We start from the raw sequence: 18,483 nt of genomic DNA, 5'->3' as shown, positions 1-18,483 counted from the left end.
TTTTACGTCAACCGAAGCGTCAGAAGTCGATGGCAAGGCCCTTGAGCTCCCAGTCGCCGTAGCGCACCGGGTTGCGTCCGCCCGGTTGATCGGCATCGGGTTCGGTACGAACCGCCTCGGGAACGGGAACCGGCGTGTTCGTCCAGCCAGCGGGCGGCTTTACATGCGCGGGGCGTTTCGCGGCGCGCGGGGTGCCGCCGATCGTTTCGGGTTCATCATGCTTACTCATCACCATGCCGATATAAGCCAGCGCGTCTTGATCGCCAACCGTCATGGCTGACCGGCGTCCTCCCCGCCGGCGGCGCGGGGCCGAGGGTGATCCGCCGGGTACGGCGCCGCGCCGCGCGGCCCTGCGCCTGATCGACGCCGTGCTGCGGCGCGGCGATCCGCTCGATATCGCCGCCCATGCCGCTACGCAGGGCCTTGCGCCTGCCGACCGCGCTTTTGCGATCGCGATCGTATCCGAAACGCTGCGCTGGATGGTCGACATCGACACACTGATCGACAGCGCGACAGCGCAGCCGCTACCCGACGACGTCAAATCGCGCGCCGTGCTGCGGATCGCACTGGCGCAGCTCCTGGTGCTGAAAAGCCCGGGGCATGCCGTGGTGTCGACCGCGCTGCCGCTCGTCGATGGTGGACCGCGGCGGCTGGTGCATGCGATCCTGTCGCGCGCGCAGCAGGAAGAATGGGCGCTGCCCGAACGTGCTACCCTGCCCCCGGCGACCGCCCAGCGCTGGTCGGCGGCGTGGGGCGACGCGATGGTGACGGCGGCGGAAGCGGCGTGGAGCGCGGCGCCGCCACTCGACCTCAGCTTCGCCGCCGAACCCGATGCGGAGACGTGGCCCGACGCCACCCGCCTCGTCACGCACCATTTGCGCTTGCCACGCGGGCAGGCGGTGACCGACCTGCCCGGTTTCAAGGCGGGTGGCTGGTGGGTGCAGGATATCGCCGCCAGTATCCCTGCGCGACTGCTCGGCGCGGGCGAGGGGCGATTGGTGCTCGACCTTTGCGCCGCGCCCGGCGGCAAGACGATGCAGCTCGCCGCAGCGGGCTGGTCGGTGCTCGCGGTCGACGCCAGCGCCAAAAGACTGACGCGGCTCGAGGAAAATCTCGACCGCACCGGGCTGGAGGCCGCGGTCGTCCAAGGCGATATCCGGAAGTGGGAACCGGGCGAGGCGGCCGATGCGGTGCTGCTCGACGCGCCCTGCTCGGCAACGGGTATCTTCCGGCGCCACCCCGACGTGCTTCACCGCATCGAAGCACGCGAGATCGCTGAGATGGCCGGACTTCAGAGCGAACTGCTCGCGCGCGCGGCGAAGTGGGTCAAGCCGGGCGGCACGCTTGTCTACGCGACCTGCTCGCTCGAACGCGCCGAAGGCGAGGACCAGATTGCGGCATTTCTTGCCGGGCAACCCGACTGGACGGTCGTTCCGGCAAGCGGTGACGAGCTCCCCGCGGGAATCGTGCCCGACGCGAACGGTTTCGTCCGCACGCTCCCAGACATGCTTACGGCCGTCGGCAGCCTCGATGGCTTTTTCATTGCGCGGCTGCGCGCGCCGTCAGGCTGATCGGCGCGACAAGCGATAGAGCGCGAGCTCGCCATAATCCTTGGCGAGCTTCACTTTGCCGACATAATCGCAGTTGAAATCGCGCGCATTGCCGAGCGCGAGCATCGCCGCGAGCGGCTGGGTGCAATAAATCTCGCCGACCAGTGTCACCGGCTCGATCCGCGCCGTACGCGTGACTTCGGTGCCGTACCACAGCTCGTTGCCGACCACCGGATCGACGCCGCGATAGATCGGCCCGAAGTGAATGCCGGTGCGCATCCCGGCGCGATGCCCTTCAAGGCCGAGGCCCGGCGGCAGCGTGCCGAGCCGTTCCTGCATCGCCAGCGCGATCCGCGCGGCGGTCGCCGGATCGTCGATGATCGCATAGACGGCATCGCCCCACGTGTTGCGGAACAACACGGCTTCGCCGAAATCGTCGAGGATGCGGCCGATGCCGCCCATGACCTCCTGCGCGAAAACGGGGAGCTCGGCCTCACCCAGCTTCGAAAAACCAGCGAAATCGGCGAACAGGATCGCATAGAGGCCGCGCCGCGTGCCCTCGGGCGGTTTCGGCGCAGGGGGAAATTCCAGTCTGCGGTCGAGATCGCCGACGGCAATCGTCCCGGTAACCCCGCCATTGTCGCGCCACAGCGCGATATCGGCGTTGGTGCCCGCGATGACCGCATCGGGCCGCGCCGCCACCGCCGGATCGACGACGGCGAACTGGATCGCCGCCGTTTCGAGTTCGCGGGCGCGGAGCTTGGCAAGTCCCATTGCGGTGTGCGAACCGAGGATGAACTGGCAGTCGTCGCTGACATAGCGCGCGTTGCTGGCGAAATGGACCATCGCCGCGCCGTCGCGGCAGCGGACATAACGTGCGAGCCATTCGTCGCCGCCCGACAGCACCGACTGGGCGATGAAATCATCCTCGGCAAACGGCAGCACCACGGTCAGGTCGATATCGCGCGCCAGCGCTTCCTCGGCGAACAGGATATCGGCGCCGCAGGCGAGCGGGCCGATCAGTGCCGAAACGGGGCGTGTATCGAGCGCGCGCGCGATCGCCACGCGTGCATTGGCCTCTCCCATTCCGCCGGCACGGAACATGCGGCCGCAATAGACGCCCACCGGCATCGGGCGCAGCACGGCGATGACTGCGGCGGCATGTTCGCGATTGATTGCGCGGCTCTTGGCGAGCCGGTCAATCTGGCGGCAGGTCGAAGCGCGGTCGCCGGCCCGGGTGCCGGCCTGTTCATCCGCACTGCGAGCGTGGATCAACGCCTCCTCCCCGCGTCCCAGCAACAGCAACGCCTCGACAAAAGTCGCCTGATCCCAATAATTGCCAGCCGGGCCATTGGCGGCGATCGGTTCGGCGAGCGCTGCGGCCCGCTCGCGTTCGCCAAGCATCGCATACAGGCTCGCGGCATTGATCGCCGGAAAGTCTGCACCCGACATGCGAAAGGCGTGATCGTAAGCGGCGGCCGCCTTTTGCAGATACGCCGCGCGCTCGTTGCCGTGGTGGTCGAACGCTGCATCCTTCCAGATGCGCCCCGCGAGCGAAAGACTATCGACGTCGCCGCTCGAGGCGAGGTCGAGCTGTTCATAAAGGTGCATCGCGCCGATGCTGTCGCCCGACGCGGCCAGCGCGCGCACCATCAGATAACGGAGACGCGGGCTGTCGGTGCCGGCGCGGCGGGCGGCGGCGGCGCAATCGAACGCGCTCAGCGCATCGCCCTGCCCCAACCGGTGCGCGACCTCCGCCTCGACGGCGGCGCTCGCCGTCGCCCCGCTATCGGTCATTGCGCGGCGGCTTCGGCCGACTTCAGCAGGCTGACGTTCGCCTTTTCGATCGCCGACAACTGCACATTGTCGCTTGTCGGACGATACCAGTCGAACTGGCTGAAATGCCGCGTCAGCCGCGGGTCCCTGAACCGGAAACCATGGCGTGCGAAAATCTCGTTCCGCGCGATCCGTAGTTCGAGCAGCCCGAAATTGGCGATATCGGCGGGGGTCAGCAGCCGTTCGGACGAATCGGGAATTACCACCCCGCTGCCGCCGACGCCGGTCGGCATCGGACCAGCGGGGGCAGCTGCGGCCTGTGTCGCGCCGCCCTCGACCAAGCGGATATATTTGCGGAACATATAGCCCGTCGTGCCGTCGGCCTTGCGGACACGCCACCATTGGCCCGGTTGCTGGTAGGTCAGGAATTTTTCGCCTTCGAGCACCTTGCCGACGATCGCCGACTGGGTGTTCTGTGCCGCGCGAATGTTGGTGAAGCCGTCGGGGTCGTCGATGACCGCGGCCAGGGTGAAAGCTTCGCCCGGCGCGGTGGCCGGCGCGGGCGCATCATCGGTTGCGGCGACCTCGCTCTTTTCCTCGTCGACCGGCGCGGCCGCCTGCGATGCGGCGGGTTCGACCGCGGCAGGCTGCGTCAGTTTCCAGGCGAGCAGCGCAATGGCGACGACGGCGAGCCCGAGCAGTGCCCATGGCAGGAAAGAGGATTTTGGCGCTGCGGGCGGCGACGGCACATCATCGCGCGGCGGGGCGACCGGGGCCACCGGACGCGGGACCGGCGCCGGTGCGGCCACGGCTTCCCTGCCGCATAAATCCTCGAGACTCATCAGTACCTTGCGCCAGCCGCTGTGATCGGCCTCACCGCGCCAGTCGCGGAGGTCGGCAAACTGGATCTGGTTGAAGGGCAGCGGCGGCATCACGTCGTCGATCGCCGTCTGCACCAGCTTCTTCTGGTTGCGCGCGACATCGGCCTCGGCGCGCACCCATTCGGATTGCGCCGACGCCTGCGACCAGACGACGATCGCCGCCTTTGCGCTGCCGATCTTTTCGGTAATCACATCGCCGTACGAGCGGTGCGGGGGCAGTTCGGCGTCCCACCAGACGTCATAGCCTGCCGCCGAAACCGCCGCCGCGATATCGGCGACGCGCGCCTTGTTGTCGCGCGAGTAGGAAATGAACACGTCGACCATGGACTAGCCCCCTTTTTACGGGAGGCTAGCCATGCCGTCGCCGATTCGCCAGCCTCAGAAGACCGCCTTCGGCGCCTCTTCCTTCATCATTGCGGCGCGCACCATCGGGATCGGCGGCCCGCCGTATGACAGGAACTGGTCGTGGAATGCCTTCCACTTGGTCTTGTCGCCTTTGGTCCAATCCTCGCGGAGCTTGCGGATCATCAGCTTGCCCATCGTGTAATTGAGGTACAGCGGATCATAGGTGCCGCGCGCCGCCTGCTGGCGGGCGTTGCCTTCGTCCTGATAGCATTGTTCCTTGAACAGCTTTTCGGAGTCGGCGACGGTCATGCCCTTGGTGTGGAGCCCGATGGCCGACAGATAGCGGCAGTCACGCAGCAGCGCGTTCGACAACTGGCCGATATGCGTTTCGGGGTCGCCGTCGCCGAGCCCGGCGTCCCACATCATTTCCTCGGTATAATGGGCCCAGCCCTCGGCGAAGGCATAGCCGACGAACAGCTTGCCGAAGATGCTCTCGGCGCGGTTCGAATGGAGGAAGTTGAGGAAGTGGCCGGGCCATACTTCGTGGACCGAGGTGAACATCAGGTCCTTGCGGCCCGGGACGAAGTCGTTCTGGGTCTGCTTGTCCCACGTCGGATCGGGGGGCGAGATGTAATAGACCGACGGCAGACCTTTCTCATACGGTCCCGGGATGTCGATATAGGCGCTGTTCTGCCGGTTGTACGGCGGCGATTCTTCGACCTGTGCCTGTTCGGTGCCGGGGATCGTCACCAGATCCTTTTCGACGAGGAAAGCGCGGAGCGCCGGGAGCTGGCGGCGTGCCTCGGCGACCGGACCGTCGGCGGGCTTGTCCGAGTTCATCTTCTTCATGCAGTCGGCGATCGTCATCCCCGCGGCATAGGTCGCGCAGGCGGCTTTCAGCGCATCCTGATTGCGCTTGAGGTCGGCCTGGCCGATACGCTCGAGTTCGTCGAGCGGCGTGTCGACACCTTCGTTGGTCAGGATCATCTTGGCGAACTTGTCGGCGCCGAGCGCATAGCCGTCGGCCGTGCCGGGCTGCGAACCGACATAGGCGGCGAGATCCTTCATCGCCGCCGCAGCCTTGGCCGCAGCATCGTCGAACTGCTTCTGCAACTCGGCATCCTTGACCTCGGCAAAGGCCTTTTTGGCGTCGCCGGTATAATAATCGGCGAAACCGCCGAAGCCCGCCGTGCCATATTTGACGAAGGTCGCGGGCAGCGGCAGCTTCAGGTTCGCCTTGATCTGTTCGGCGGCCGCCGGAACCTTCTGCGCATAGGCGATGAAGGCCTTCATCCGCGTCGTCGCATCGGCATAGGGCCTTGCGATATAGACGTTGGGATCGAGCGCGCCGACATAGAAAGCGGGGTTCTTCTGCGCGAAATCCGTATCGCGAAGGAAGAAGAGCTGCCCCTGGGCGACATGGACCAGATAATCGCGCTCGAACTTTTCGGCATCGGTCATCTTGCCGTCGAACGCCTTTGCGTCGGCAATCGTCTTCTCAAGGAACGCCGCCTGTTTTTCGATACCCTCGCGCGACCAGTCGGGAAGCTGGCCATCGAACTCGTGCTTGCCCTGATAAACCGCGAAGTTCGGGTTGAGCGGGAAATAGCCGGCAAGGAAATTGTCGCGGAACGCGGTCCAGTTTTCCGCGCTCCCCTGGGTCGATGCGGATTTGTTGTCAGACGCATTGCAGGCGGTAAGGACCAGCAAGCTTGCCGCCATCGCGGCACCGCCAAAGCGGGTAAAATATTTTCTCATCCGGTAAACTCCCTGAACTCCGATGCCCGGCTTTTTGCCACTCGGTGCCATCGATGACATCCGTTAATCGACGAACGGCAGGCGCAAGCCGTCTGGACAGGCCCGAAAAGCGGTTTAGGGCGGAACGCGATGGCAACGCTCCCACCCGAACCCGCTGACGAACCGGTGATGCCGGGCGCCGATCCCAAAGCCCCCTCCCCGCTCAGCTTTCCCGACTATCGCTATTACTGGTTCGCACGCTTCACCGCGGTGATGGCGACGATCGCGATGGTCGTGGTCATCGGGTACCAGCTCTACGACACCGCGCGCACCGATTACGGCATGTCGATCAAGGAGGCGTCGTTCCAGCTCGGCCTGCTCGGGCTGTTCCAGTTCCTGCCGCTCGCCATCCTCACCCCGGTCGCGGGTTGGGCGGCCGATCGGTTCGAGCGCCGTACCGTGGCGATATTCTCCAACCTTATCGATATTCTCATCGCCGCGACGCTCGGCTGGTTCACCTGGACCGATGGCCTGTCGCTGTCCTTGCTCTTCGGTCTCGCGGCGCTGCACGGCGTCGCACGCGTTTTCTCGGGTCCGGCGATGAGCGCGATCGCTCCCAATATCGTGCCGCCAGCCGTGCTGCCCCGCGCGATCGCGATGAGCAGCATCGCCTGGCAGTCTGCGTCGGTGATCGGCCCTGCCGCCGGCGGCCTCATCTATGCGGCGCATCCGACGTCGGTCTATATTTTCGCGGTTGTGCTGCTTGCCGTCTCGGCTTTCACGCTCAGCCGCGTCCGGCCCGTGTTGCCGCCGCCTGCCGAGGTGCGCCGTCATCCACTGCGCGAGATGGTCGATGGTCTCCGCTTCGTGTGGACCGAGCGCTTCCTGCTCGGCACGATCACGCTCGATCTGTTCGCGGTGATCCTGTCGGGCGCGACCGCGATGCTGCCGGTTTACGCACGCGACATCTTGCACACCGGGTCCGAGGGACTCGGCCTGCTCCGTGCCGCACCGGCTGTCGGCGCGGCCGTCGTCGCGCTGGGGCTCGCCTGGCGCCCGATCGAGCGCAACGTCGGGGTCAAGATGCTGTGGGCAGTCGCCGTCTTCGGTGCGGTCACCGTCGCTTTCGGCCTGTCGACCAGCTTTTTTCTGTCGCTCGGTCTGCTTGTCGTCATGGGCGCGGCCGACATGTTCTCGGTCTTCGTGCGCGGCACGCTGATCCAGCTCAACACCCCCGATCACATGCGCGGGCGCGTGAGCGCCGCCTCGGGGCTCGCCATATCGGCCTCGAACGAACTGGGCGAAATGCGCGCGGGCGCGATGGCCGCGGCGCTGGGTCCGGTCAGCGCCGTCGCGCTTGGCGGGGCGGCGGCGGTCGGCGTGACCGCATTGTGGGCGTGGCTGTTCCCCGAACTGCGGCGCGCGCGCACCTTCGAACCGCAGTTCAAGCAATAGGACCGCAGGCGCCAAAACCGTCTGCCGCAATTGTCCGTCATTCCGTCCAAAGGCTATTGTCAATTTAATTAGTTGAGTTATTTAGGTGCCACCCGTCACCGCGGCTCCCTCTCACTCCCCCATGGATGGAGCACATGTCATGCACAGCTCGACAATCGACCATAAAATCCTGACGATACCGGGGCTCTACAATAGCGGCCCGACCCATTGGCAAAGCCTGTGGGAGCAGAAGTTCGGCGCCTGCGAGCGAATCGAGCTCGGCAACTGGAACGACCCCGACCGCGACGAATGGGTCGGACGGATCGCCGCGGCGATGTCGGCCGAAAGCGAACCGGTGCTGATCGCGGCGCACAGCCTGGGCTGTCATGCCTTCGCGCACTGGTTTGCGCAGGCGAGCGATTTCGCCCGCGCCCGCATCGCCGGCGCGCTGCTGGTCGCGCCGCCCGAACTGTCACAGCTTCGGCGCGACAACCGCGCGACGAGCTTCGCCGATTCGCCTTCCTTCACGTCGCAGACGCCGATGATCGTCGTGGCGAGCGACAATGATCCCTATGCCAAGACGTCGCACGTCTGGCGGCTGTCGCGGCAGTGGGACGCGCGCTTCGTCAACGCAGGACCCTTCGGTCATATCAACGCCGACTCGGGGATCGCAGATTGGCCTTATGGACAGTATCTGCTCGCATCGTTACAACCCGCGCCCGTACCGGCGCTCACGGACGAGGCGCTCTGGCTTCGTGCCGGAGACTGGCCGAACCGCGTCCGCCGCGACCCGCGGTTCGAATTCAAGGAAAGAGCGCACCGATCATGAAAGCCAATTCGATTCTCGATACCATCGGGAACACGCCGCACATCCGCGTCGCCAAGCTGTTCCCCGACGCCGAAGTCTGGGTGAAGTCGGAACGCAGCAATCCCGGCGGGTCGATCAAGGATCGCATCGGGCTGGCGATGATCGAGGCCGCCGAAAAGGACGGCAGCCTGAAGCCCGGCGGTACCATCGTCGAGCCGACGTCGGGGAACACCGGCATCGGCCTGGCGATGGCTGCCGCGGTCAAGGGGTACAAGCTGGTTCTCGTCATGCCTGAAAGCATGTCGGTCGAACGCCGCCGGTTGATGCTTGCCTATGGCGCAACGTTCGACCTGACCCCGCGCGAAAAGGGCATGAAGGGCGCGATCGAACGCGCGATCGAACTGGTCGAGACGACGCCCGGCGCATGGATGCCGCAGCAGTTCGAGAACGAAGCCAACATCGAGGTCCATGTCCGCACCACCGGCCCCGAAATCTATGAGGATTTCAAGGACACCCCGATCGACGTGCTGATCACCGGGGTGGGCACCGGCGGCCATATCACCGGTACGGCACAGTTCCTGAAGCAGCATTGGCCGAACCTGAAAGTCTTTGCAGTCGAGCCGGAAGCATCGCCGGTCATCTCCGGCGGACAGCCCGCGCCGCACCCGATCCAGGGCATCGGGGCCGGCTTCATCCCGCGGAACCTGCACACCGACCTGCTCGACGGCGTGATCAAGGTCGACGCCGCCGCCGCAAAGGATTTCGCACGTCGCGCCGCGACCGAAGAAGGCATGCTGGTCGGCATTTCGTCGGGCGCGACGCTCGCTGCGATTGCGCAGAAGCTCGCCGAACTTCCGGCAGGGAGCCGGGTGCTCGGTTTCAATTATGACACCGGCGAGCGTTACCTGTCGGTTCCCGATTTCCTTCCCGAGATCTGATCCCCCTGCATGCGCCCCGAGGGCGATCCGGTGACGTTGCCATTGTGGCGCGAACGGTCGGGCTGGCTGTTCGTGCTGCTGGCTGTCGCCGCGATCGTCGGCGTATTGCATCTGAGCGGCCAGATCGGCGGCGGCGGTGTGGCAACACGCCCGCATCCGGTCGCACCGCCCGCCGATATCGTCCCCGACGTGTTGCCGATGGAACTGGCGCCCGTCACCGAGGATGATGCGCGCGCAGCCAATGCGAAAATCCCTCTGATAACCAAGGATTTCGCGACACCCCGCCCCTTCGTCTATGCTGGCGACGGCGATGCACGCAGCCGCGCCCGCGACTGTCTGGCAGCCGCGATGCTTTACGAGGCAGGCGACGACAGCAAGGGCCAGCTCGCGGTCGGCCAGGTCATCATCAACCGCGCGCGCCATCCCGCCTTTCCCAAGTCGATTTGCGGGGTCGTCTTCCAGGGTTCCGAACGCAGCACCGGTTGCCAGTTCACCTTCACCTGCGACGGCGCGCTCGCCCGCCGCTATTCGGAGGCCGCGTGGACGCGGGCGCAGGTCAATGCCGACATGATGATGTCGGGCCTTACCTACCCCGCCGTCGGGCTCGCCACCCATTATCACACCGACTGGGTCCGCCCATACTGGAGCGACAGCCTCGAAAAGATCGCGATCGTCGACACGCACCTGTTCTTCCGCTGGCCTGGCTATTGGGGAACGCCCGGCGCGTTCCGCGGCGCGGTATCGGGGAACGACGGCCCGGTTGCGAAGATGGCGGCACTCTCGCCGCTCCACGCGCTCGCGCTTGGGGTGCCGCCGACCGAGCTCGCGGGAGTCGATGCCAATGCCGCACTCGGCGAGGCCAAGGTGATCGCCGGCGCCGGCGAAGCCGCGGGCCGCGACACCATCTATGTCGCGCTCGACCGCAAGGCGGCGCCCGAAAGCTTCGTCACCACCGCGCTGCGCCTCTGCGGCGACAAGCCCTATTGCAAGTTCATGGGCTGGACCAACCCGACGCTCAAGCCCGACAGCGACGCGATGAGCGACATGCAGCGCGCCGCGATGACCTTTTCCTATCTCCGCGACGACAAGGCAGGGTTCGAAAAGGCGCTCTGGAACTGCAGCGAATATAAGCGCGACGACACGCGCCAATGTATGAAGCGCTGAGGCCGGTTCCCCGGCTTTCGCCGGGGCACCGCCTGCTTGTCAGCCGTGCGGCTTGAGCAGATATTTCTCGCCGGTGCGTTTGGCATTATAGGCCTGCGCCGTGTCGACATCGAGCGCCTCGGCCAGCGAGATTTCGTGGCTGTAGTGGCTCTTGAACGTCGTCGTCAGTTCATCGACGACCCGCTTCCGCATCCGGCCCACGACCTCCATGCCCGCCTTGGCCATGAAGGGGGTCAGCAGGAAGCCGCCAAGCGCCCAGGTCAGGCCGAAGCTGCGCGCCGAGAAGGTCGTCGGCGACAGGTCGAGCGCGCCATAGATATAGACCTGCTTGAAGGTGTCCGAGCCGTAGCGGCTGTAGCTCGTCATCCGCTTGACCGCCGCAGCTTCCATCGCGGTCAGCACTTGCCCGGCGAGCTTGCCGCCGCCGGTCGCGTCAAAGCCCAGCGTCGCCCCTGTTTCGACGATCGCATCGACCAGCCGCTCCATGAAATCGTCGGCGCTGCTGTTGACGATATATTTCGCGCCGATGGCCTTCAGAATCTCGACCTGCGCGTCGCTCCGGACGATGTTGACGAGCGGGATGCCGTCCTTGGCGCAAATCTTGACGAGCATCTGGCCGAGATTCGATGCAGCCGCAGTGTGAACGATCGCGCTGTGGTTCTCCATCCGCATCGTCTCGGTGAAAGCCAGCGAAGTGAGCGGATTGACGAAGCAGGAGGCACCGTCGGCTGGGTCGGTGCCGTCGGGAAGCGGCATTACCATCTGCACGGGCAGGCAGCGATATTCGGCGTACATTTCGCCGCCGAGCAGCGCGACGGTCTTGCCGAGCAGCGCCTGCGCCTCCGGCGAATCCCCGGCTTTCACGACCAGCCCGCAGCCTTCGTTGCCGATCGCCATCGCATCGCCGACACGGCCGCTCATCGCGCGCATTCCCGCGGGCGGGACATCGGCAGTGATCACGGGGAGGCCGTCGCGCGTCGATGCCTGCGCCGTCGTCATGTCGGCACCACCGAACAGCAGGCCCAGGTCGGACGGGTTGATCGGCGCCGCGAGCACCTTCACCAGCACCTCGTGCGGCTTGAGCTGCGGCATCGGCCGGCGCTCGAGCGAGACTTCGAGCTGCCCTTCGGGCTTCACCAGCGTCAGCATGACAAGGTTGGTATCAGGCAGGTCGGTCATCGCGCATCTCCCGTTGTTCGGTTTTTCGATGCAACGGATTAAGGTGTGCCGATGCCGCTGGCAACCTCTCCATAGCCGGTCATCCCGGCGAATATTCCGCCGCGAACCGCAACACGTCGTCGGCCAGTTCCTCCCGGCAGATCAGCAGGTCGGGCAGGTAGGTATCGGCATTGTTGTAGCGGAGCGGCGAGCCGTCGGCGCGGCTGACGTGGAGCCCCGCAGCGGCGGCCACCGCGGCGGGAGCGCAATTGTCCCACTCATATTGCCCGCCGGTGTGAAGGTAGATATCGGCCTCGCCGCGGACCACGGCCATCGCCTTGGCCCCTGCCGAGCCCATCGGCACGAGTTCGGCGCCGAGCTTTTCGGCAACGAAGACCGCTTCGGCGGCGGGGCGCGTACGGCTGACCAGCATTTTCGGCGGCGTATTAGCGGGCTGGAGCGCGACGGGAGCCCCCGACGTCAGCGTCACATCGAGGCCGGGCAAGGCCACGGCACCAACCCGCGCGACCCCGTCGATGGCGAGCGCGACATGGACGGCCCAGTCGTTGCGGCCCTCGCCATATTCGCGGGTGCCGTCGAGCGGGTCGACGATCCACACGCGGCTTTGCGCGCAGCGGGCGACATTGTCCTTTTCCTCTTCGGACAACAGCGCGTCGGCGGGCCGTGCTTCTCTCAGTTCACGGCAGAGCATCGCATTGGCAGCTTCGTCACCCGCCTTGCCGAGCGCCTTGCCCTCGAATTCGCCGCGGGCACGGAGATCGAGCAATATCCGCCCTGCCGCTGTCGCGAGCCTTTCGGCGAGTTGTTCGTCGCTTTCGATCACGCGCCTATCCCAGCAGCCTGTCGACGATGAGGTTAGCGGCTTCATCGGGTGTCATGTTGGTGGTATCGATGCGGATTTCGGGCGTCTCGGGCGCTTCATAGGGGCTGTCGATGCCGGTGAAGTTTTTGAGCTGTCCGGCGCGGGCTTTCTTGTAGAGGCCCTTGACGTCGCGGCGCTCGGCTTCGGCGAGCGGGGTGTCGACGAAGATCTCGATAAACTCGCCCTCGGGCAGCATGCTGCGCACCATCTCGCGCTCGGCCCGGAACGGGCTGATGAACGCGGTGATGACGATCAGCCCGGCGTCGGTCATCAGCCTCGCGACCTCGCCGACGCGGCGGATATTCTCGATCCGGTCGGCTTCGGTGAACCCGAGATCGCGGTTGAGCCCGTGGCGGACATTATCGCCGTCGAGCAGGAAGCTGTGGCGGTTCATCCGGTGCAGCTTCTTCTCGACGAGGTTGGCGATCGTCGACTTGCCCGAGCCCGAGAGGCCGGTGAACCAGAGCAGCGCGGGACGCTGGTTCTTGAGGCCCGCGCGCATGTCGCGGTCGATGTCGGTCGCCTGCCAGTGGACATTCTGCGCGCGGCGCAGGCTGAAGTGCAGCATGCCCGCCGCGACCGTCGCGTTGGTCAGCTTGTCGATCAGGATGAAGCCGCCGAGCGTCCTGTTGTCGCCATAGGCCTCGAAGGTGATCGGCTTGTCGGTCGACAGCTCGACGACGCCGATGCCGTTGAGGTCGAGCGTCTTCGCCGCGAGATGGTCGAGCGTGTTGACGTTGATCTCATACTTCGGTGCCTGCACCGTCGCCGAGACGCTCTGCGTCGCCAGCTTCAGCCAATAGGCACGCCCGGGGATCATCGCCTCGTCGGCCATCCACACCAAAGTCGCCTCGAACTGGTCGGCGGCTTCGGGCGGATTGTCCGCCGCGGCGATAACGTCGCCGCGCGAGCAGTCGACCTCGTCGGCCAGCGTCAGCGTCACCGACTGGCCCGCGACCGCTTCGCCCAGATCGCCATCGAGGGTGACGATGCGGGCAACCGTCGTCGTCTTACCGCTGGGCAGGATACGCACCGCGTCGCCCGGCCTGACCTTGCCGCTCGCAAGCTGGCCCGAGAAGCCGCGGAAGTCGAGGTTGGGGCGGTTGACCCACTGCACCGCCATGCGGAAGGGTTTCGCCTCGTCGGCGGCGCTGCCGACCTCGACCGCCTCCAGATGCTCGATCAGCGCCGGGCCCTTGTACCAGGGCGTGTTGTCCGACAGCGCGGTGATATTGTCGCCCTTGAACCCCGAGATCGGGATCGCAGTGAAGTTCGTAATGCCGATCTCGCTCGCAAAGGCGCGGTAGGAGAGCAGGATGCGCTCGAACACCGTCTTGTCGTAATCGACAAGGTCCATCTTGTTCACCGCAAGCACGATATGCTTGATGCCGATCAGATGGGCGAGGAAGCTGTGGCGCCGCGTCTGGGTCAGCACGCCCTTCCTGGCATCGATCAGGATGACGGCGAGGTCGGCGGTCGAGGCGCCGGTGACCATGTTGCGCGTATATTGTTCGTGCCCCGGGGTGTCGGCGACGATGAACTTGCGCTTCTCCGTCGTGAAGAAGCGATAGGCGACGTCGATCGTGATCCCCTGCTCGCGTTCGGCGGCGAGGCCGTCGACGAGCAGCGCGAAGTCGATCTCCTGTCCCTGCGTGCCGACGCGCTTCGAGTCCGCCTCGAGCGCCGCAAGCTGATCCTCGAAGATCATCTTCGAGTCATAGAGCAGCCGCCCGATCAGCGTCGACTTGCCGTCGTCGACCGAGCCGCAGGTGATGAAGCGCAGCAGCGATTTCTGCTGATGCTGTTCGAGATAGGCGTCGATATCCTCGGCGATCAGCGCGTCGGTGACGTAAACAGGATCGGTAGATGTTTTGGTCATATGGCCTTACTCGTCGCCCCCGCGAAGGCGGGGGCCGTTGGCATGGGTACTCTGCCGCTGGCGGCCCCCGCCTTCGCGGGGGTTGACCCTTCATCAATCTGAAGATTGACGTGGCGGGTCAAAAATACCCCTCCTGCTTCTTCTTCTCCATGCTGGCGTCGCCGCCATCCTTGTCGATGATGCGGCCCTGCCGCTCGCTGGTGGTCGTGAGGAGCATTTCCTGGATCACTTCGCTGAGCGTCGTCGCTTCGCTCTCGACCGCGCCGGTGAGCGGATAGCAGCCCAGCGTGCGGAAGCGCACCGAGCGGAGGGCCGGCACTTCGCCTTCCCTGAGCGGGAAGCGCTCGTCGTCGACCATCAGCAGCAGGCCGTCGCGCTCCACCGTCGGGCGCGGCGCGGCGAAGTAGAGCGGCACGATCGGGATATTCTCGCGCGCGATATATTGCCAGATGTCGAGTTCGGTCCAGTTCGAGATCGGGAAGACGCGAATGCTTTCGCCCTTCGCTTTCCGCGCATTGTAGAGGTTCCACAGTTCGGGGCGCTGCTTCTTCGGATCCCAGCCGTGGCTTGCGGTGCGGAACGAGAAGATGCGTTCCTTGGCGCGGCTCTTTTCCTCGTCGCGGCGTGCACCGCCGAAGGCGACGTCGAAGCCGTGGAGGTCGAGCGCCTGCTTCAGCCCTTCGGTCTTCCACATGTCGGTGTGCAGCGGGCCATGGTCGAACGGGTTGATCCCCCGCGCCTTCGCCTCGGGGTTCTGGTAGACGATGAGCTCCATCCCGCTCTCCGCCGCCATCCGGTCGCGGAGGTCATACATCGCCTGGAACTTCCACGTCGTGTCGACATGCAGCAGCGGAAACGGCGGCGGCGAAGGATAAAAGGCCTTGCGCGCCAGATGCAGCATCACCGCGCTGTCCTTGCCAACACTGTAAAGCATCACCGGCTTCACAGCATCCGCCAGCACTTCGCGCATGATATGAATGCTCTCCGCCTCAAGACGGTCCAAATGGGTCAGCGTATCGATCATGTTCCGCCCTTGCCGCCGCTCATGACGGCGGGCAAGCTGTATGGGCTTTTGGCGCTGCAAGCCAGACTTGTGGGGCCCCGGCCCGCCGCAGAGTCAGGCCGCCCCCTCCACCTTCATTTCGCGCCAGTCAGCGGCGATGCTTGCGATCGTCTCAAGACCATGCGTCAGCCGCGGCGCGACCTCGGGAAGCTCGGCCCAGGCCGGGTCGAGGATCAACCCCAGCTCGCGACGGAAGTCGTAACCCGCAACTTTCAGCGGAACGATGCCCTCGATCGCTAGCGACACCGGCGCGGTGGTGATGCCGACCCCCGCAGCGACCATGCGCAGGCAACGGTCATCGCTGTCGCTGCGCAGCGCAAAGCGTGGACGGACGCCGTGGCGCGTAAAGAACCGGCTGGTCGCATCGAGGAATTCGCACGACCGGCGCGCGATCATGGTCTCGGCCGCCAATTCCTCGGGCGCGACCTCGACCCGGCCCGCCAGCGGGTGGTCGGTCGCGACGAACATTGTCAGCGGCTCTTCGTAAAGCGGCAGGATATGCGGCCCGCGCTCATCGGGGCGGAGCGGGAGCAACGCCATGTTGACGCGGCCGCTGCCGACCGCCGAGCGGAGGTCGGACTCGGTGCTTTCGGCCAGCTCGATGGCAAAGCCCGGGCGCAGTACGGTGGCGAGCGCCTGCAGCAACTCGCCGGGCGCCGAGCGGATCGTGCCGAGCTTGAGCCCGGTCGCAACGCTATCGGCGCTGCGTCCGAAGCGGTCGGCGGTGTGGAACCCGCGTTCGAGGTCGCGCGCAATCGGGAGGAAGCGCCCGCCAGCCTCGGTCAGCCGGATCTGGCGGCGGTTGCGGATGAACAGCGGCGTGCCGACCAGCTTTTCGAGTTCGGCGATGCCGGTCGACAGCGCCGGCTGTGTCACCCGGATGCGCAGCGCGGCCTGCGTGAAGCTGCCGGCGTCGACGACGGCGAGGAACTGGCGGATATGGGTGCGCTTTATCATAAATTCTACTTATGATAATCCTGCAATCGTTTCAATTTCCATATGGTACGCTTTTCGGGCACTATCGCGCCTTCATCCCGCCCTCTCGATAGGCTGATCCATGCGCGCCACCCCCGATTTCGATTTCGCCCTCGGTGAAAATGCCGACATGATCCGCGACACGACCGCCCGCTTTGCGGACGAACAGATCGCCCCGCTCGCCGACAAGGCCGACCGTGAGGACTGGTTCCCGCGCGACGAACTGTGGACGCAGATGGGCGAGCTCGGCCTGCACGGCATCACCGTCGAAGAGGAATGGGGCGGCCTCAATCTCGGCTATCTCGAGCATGTGATCGCGGTCGAGGAAGTGAGCCGCGCGAGCGGCGCAATCGGCCTCTCCTATGGCGCGCATTCGAACCTGTGCGTCAACCAGATCCGCCGCTGGGGCAATGCCGAACAGAAGGCGAAATATCTCCCCAAGCTGATCAGCGGCGAGCATGTCGGCAGCCTTGCGATGTCGGAAGCCGGCGCGGGCAGCGACGTCGTGTCGATGAAGCTGAAGGCGGAGAAGAAGGGCGACCGCTTCGTCCTGAACGGCACCAAATTCTGGATCACCAACGCAACCCATGCCGATACGCTGGTCGTCTATGCCAAGACGAGCCCCGAGGCGGGATCGCGCGGCATCACCGCCTTCCTGATCGAGAAGGACATGCCGGGCTTCAGCATCGGGCAAAAGATCGACAAGGTCGGGATGCGCGGTTCGCCGACCGCCGAGCTGGTTTTCGACGACTGCGAAGTGCCCGCCGAACAGGTCATGGGACCCGAGAACGGCGGCGTCGGGGTGCTGATGTCGGGGCTGGACTATGAGCGCGTTGTGCTCGCGGGGCTCCAGCTCGGCATCATGCAGGCCTGTCTCGATACGGTCATCCCCTATGTTCGCGAGCGCAAGCAGTTCGGCAAGCCGATCGGGTCGTTCCAGCTCATGCAGGCGAAGGTCGCCGACATGTATGTCGCGCTCCAGTCGGCGCGCTCCTATGTCTATAATGTCGCCAAGGCCTGCGATGCCGGCCAGACGACGCGCTTCGACGCCGCAGGCTGCATCCTGCTCGCCAGCGAAAGCGCGGTGAAGGTCGCCGGCGAAGCGATCCAGGCGCTGGGCGGTGCCGGCTATACCAAGGACTGGCCGGTCGAACGTTTCTGGCGCGATGCCAAGCTGCTCGACATCGGTGCGGGGACGAACGAGATCCGCCGCATGCTGATCGGCCGCGAACTGATCGGCGCCGGCGCGTGATCTGGCTCTGGCTGTCGGCCGCCTTCATGGTGACGACGGCCGGGGTTCATTCGGTGCTGGGATACCGGCGGCTGATCGTGCCGATGCTGCGCAGCGAAGCCGGGCTGCTCGCCGATCCGCTGTCGCGGCGGATTATCCGTTTTGCCTGGCATGCCACGTCGGTCCTGATGCTGATTTCGGCGGCCGCCGTGGCCTGGCCGGGTACTTCGCCGGGCCTGTTGATCGTGATCGGTGCGGCATGGCTCGCGACGGGGCTGGTCAATGCCGCATATACACGCGGCCGCCATATCGCATGGCCCGCACTCAGCAGCGCGGGCATCTTCGCGCTGATCGGCGCGTTGGCATTATCATGAGCCAGACGCTGCTCGACGCCCTCCAATATTATGGCGCCGCCGCCGCGACGCTGGCGGCGCTGCTCGTCTCGCTCAACCTTGGCGAGCGCTGGAACGGCTGGGCGTTCGTGATCTTCGTGACGAGCAGCCTTGCCCTGATCGCGTGGGGGTTCCTGCAACCCGACAGCGAAGGCATCGGGTGGCAGAATGTCGCGCTGCTCTGCATCAATCTCGTCGGCGTCTACAGTCACCTGATCCGGAAAAAGCCGGCTACAAAAGACGAGGGCGGCACATGATGCACCGCCCCG

Annotated in this window: 17 protein-coding genes; 8 read left to right on the top strand and 9 right to left on the bottom strand. The window is 65.5% G+C overall.

The window, feature by feature from the left end; genetic code table 11:
• Positions 1–19: 19 nt before the first annotated feature.
• Entirely contained in the window at positions 20–274 is a 255-nt protein-coding gene (locus V6U71_RS09715) for a DUF1674 domain-containing protein (protein WP_411342058.1), read from the bottom strand.
• Here V6U71_RS09715 and V6U71_RS09710 point away from each other — a divergent pair.
• On the top strand, positions 273–1,571 hold the full coding sequence (locus V6U71_RS09710; RefSeq protein ID WP_411342057.1) for an RsmB/NOP family class I SAM-dependent RNA methyltransferase: 1,299 nt from the start codon (positions 273–275) through the stop codon (positions 1,569–1,571). The genes V6U71_RS09715 and V6U71_RS09710 overlap by 2 nt on opposite strands.
• Here the strand turns inward: V6U71_RS09710 and V6U71_RS09705 are convergent.
• The 3 genes from V6U71_RS09705 to V6U71_RS09695 are packed head-to-tail and all read right to left on the bottom strand — an operon-like array spanning position 1,563 to position 6,310.
• Positions 1,563–3,347, bottom strand: coding sequence for a TRAFs-binding domain-containing protein (locus tag V6U71_RS09705; protein WP_411342056.1), 1,785 nt, complete (start codon positions 3,345–3,347; stop codon positions 1,563–1,565). The genes V6U71_RS09710 and V6U71_RS09705 overlap by 9 nt on opposite strands.
• Positions 3,344–4,531, bottom strand: coding sequence for a TIR domain-containing protein (locus tag V6U71_RS09700; RefSeq protein WP_411342055.1), 1,188 nt, complete (start codon positions 4,529–4,531; stop codon positions 3,344–3,346). Before V6U71_RS09700 ends, V6U71_RS09705 begins: the two co-directional genes overlap by 4 nt.
• 54 nt (positions 4,532–4,585) lie before the next feature.
• Positions 4,586–6,310 (bottom strand): DUF885 domain-containing protein, encoded by a 1,725-nt coding sequence (locus tag V6U71_RS09695; protein ID WP_411342054.1) that lies wholly within the window; start codon positions 6,308–6,310, stop codon positions 4,586–4,588.
• A gap of 129 nt (positions 6,311–6,439) precedes the next feature.
• Here V6U71_RS09695 and V6U71_RS09690 point away from each other — a divergent pair, with 129 nt between their 5' ends.
• From V6U71_RS09690 to V6U71_RS09675, 4 genes are all read left to right on the top strand, one after another.
• Positions 6,440–7,744, top strand: a complete 1,305-nt coding sequence (locus V6U71_RS09690) for an MFS transporter (RefSeq protein WP_411342053.1) — start codon at positions 6,440–6,442, stop codon at positions 7,742–7,744.
• 139 nt (positions 7,745–7,883) lie between these two features.
• The gene (locus tag V6U71_RS09685) at positions 7,884–8,552 is read left to right on the top strand and encodes an RBBP9/YdeN family alpha/beta hydrolase (protein WP_411342052.1); all 669 of its coding nucleotides are present in this window, start codon (positions 7,884–7,886) and stop codon (positions 8,550–8,552) included.
• Positions 8,549–9,469 carry a cysteine synthase A gene (gene cysK / locus V6U71_RS09680; RefSeq protein WP_411342051.1) on the top strand — a complete coding sequence of 307 codons (921 nt, stop codon included), beginning with the start codon at positions 8,549–8,551 and terminating at the stop codon, positions 9,467–9,469. The genes V6U71_RS09685 and cysK overlap by 4 nt, the downstream gene beginning before the upstream one ends.
• Positions 9,470–9,478: 9 nt before the next feature.
• The gene (locus V6U71_RS09675; RefSeq protein ID WP_411342050.1) at positions 9,479–10,633 is read left to right on the top strand and encodes a cell wall hydrolase; all 1,155 of its coding nucleotides are present in this window, start codon (positions 9,479–9,481) and stop codon (positions 10,631–10,633) included.
• 39 nt (positions 10,634–10,672) lie between these two features.
• Here the strand turns inward: V6U71_RS09675 and V6U71_RS09670 are convergent, their stop codons facing one another.
• The 5 genes from V6U71_RS09670 to V6U71_RS09650 all read right to left on the bottom strand — a co-directional run bounded on the left by V6U71_RS09670 (position 10,673) and on the right by V6U71_RS09650 (position 16,573).
• Complete coding sequence (locus tag V6U71_RS09670) at positions 10,673–11,812, bottom strand: zinc-binding dehydrogenase (protein WP_411342049.1); 1,140 nt, start codon at positions 11,810–11,812, stop codon at positions 10,673–10,675.
• A gap of 79 nt (positions 11,813–11,891) precedes the next feature.
• Positions 11,892–12,680 (bottom strand): 3'(2'),5'-bisphosphate nucleotidase CysQ, encoded by a 789-nt coding sequence (locus tag V6U71_RS09665; RefSeq protein ID WP_411342048.1) that lies wholly within the window; start codon positions 12,678–12,680, stop codon positions 11,892–11,894.
• Positions 12,640–14,553, bottom strand: a complete 1,914-nt coding sequence (gene cysN, locus V6U71_RS09660) for a sulfate adenylyltransferase subunit CysN (RefSeq protein WP_411342047.1) — start codon at positions 14,551–14,553, stop codon at positions 12,640–12,642. Before cysN ends, V6U71_RS09665 begins: the two co-directional genes overlap by 41 nt.
• A 118-nt stretch (positions 14,554–14,671) precedes the next feature.
• A complete protein-coding gene (cysD, locus tag V6U71_RS09655; RefSeq protein ID WP_411342046.1) occupies positions 14,672–15,577 on the bottom strand; it encodes a sulfate adenylyltransferase subunit CysD in 906 nt (301 codons plus the stop codon).
• 93 nt (positions 15,578–15,670) lie between these two features.
• Positions 15,671–16,573, bottom strand: a complete 903-nt coding sequence (locus tag V6U71_RS09650; RefSeq protein ID WP_411342045.1) for a LysR family transcriptional regulator — start codon at positions 16,571–16,573, stop codon at positions 15,671–15,673.
• A 100-nt stretch (positions 16,574–16,673) separates the two neighbouring features.
• On the opposite strand from V6U71_RS09650, the gene V6U71_RS09645 reads away from it, so the two are divergent.
• Genes V6U71_RS09645 through V6U71_RS09635 form a run of 3 tightly spaced genes read left to right on the top strand, consistent with a single transcriptional unit; the run spans position 16,674 to position 18,471 of the window.
• The gene (locus V6U71_RS09645) at positions 16,674–17,843 is read left to right on the top strand and encodes an isovaleryl-CoA dehydrogenase (protein WP_411342044.1); all 1,170 of its coding nucleotides are present in this window, start codon (positions 16,674–16,676) and stop codon (positions 17,841–17,843) included.
• Positions 17,840–18,196 carry a hypothetical protein gene (locus V6U71_RS09640; protein WP_411342043.1) on the top strand — a complete coding sequence of 119 codons (357 nt, stop codon included), beginning with the start codon at positions 17,840–17,842 and terminating at the stop codon, positions 18,194–18,196. Before V6U71_RS09645 ends, V6U71_RS09640 begins: the two co-directional genes overlap by 4 nt.
• Positions 18,193–18,471, top strand: coding sequence for a hypothetical protein (locus tag V6U71_RS09635; protein ID WP_411342042.1), 279 nt, complete (start codon positions 18,193–18,195; stop codon positions 18,469–18,471). The genes V6U71_RS09640 and V6U71_RS09635 overlap by 4 nt, the downstream gene beginning before the upstream one ends.
• Positions 18,472–18,483: the final 12 nt, after the last annotated feature.

Origin of the sequence: Sphingopyxis sp. J-6 (assembly GCF_046603995.1) — a bacterium.
Taxonomy (GTDB): Bacteria; Pseudomonadota; Alphaproteobacteria; order Sphingomonadales; family Sphingomonadaceae; genus Sphingopyxis.
This window is presented reverse-complemented; position numbering and strand designations above follow the sequence as displayed.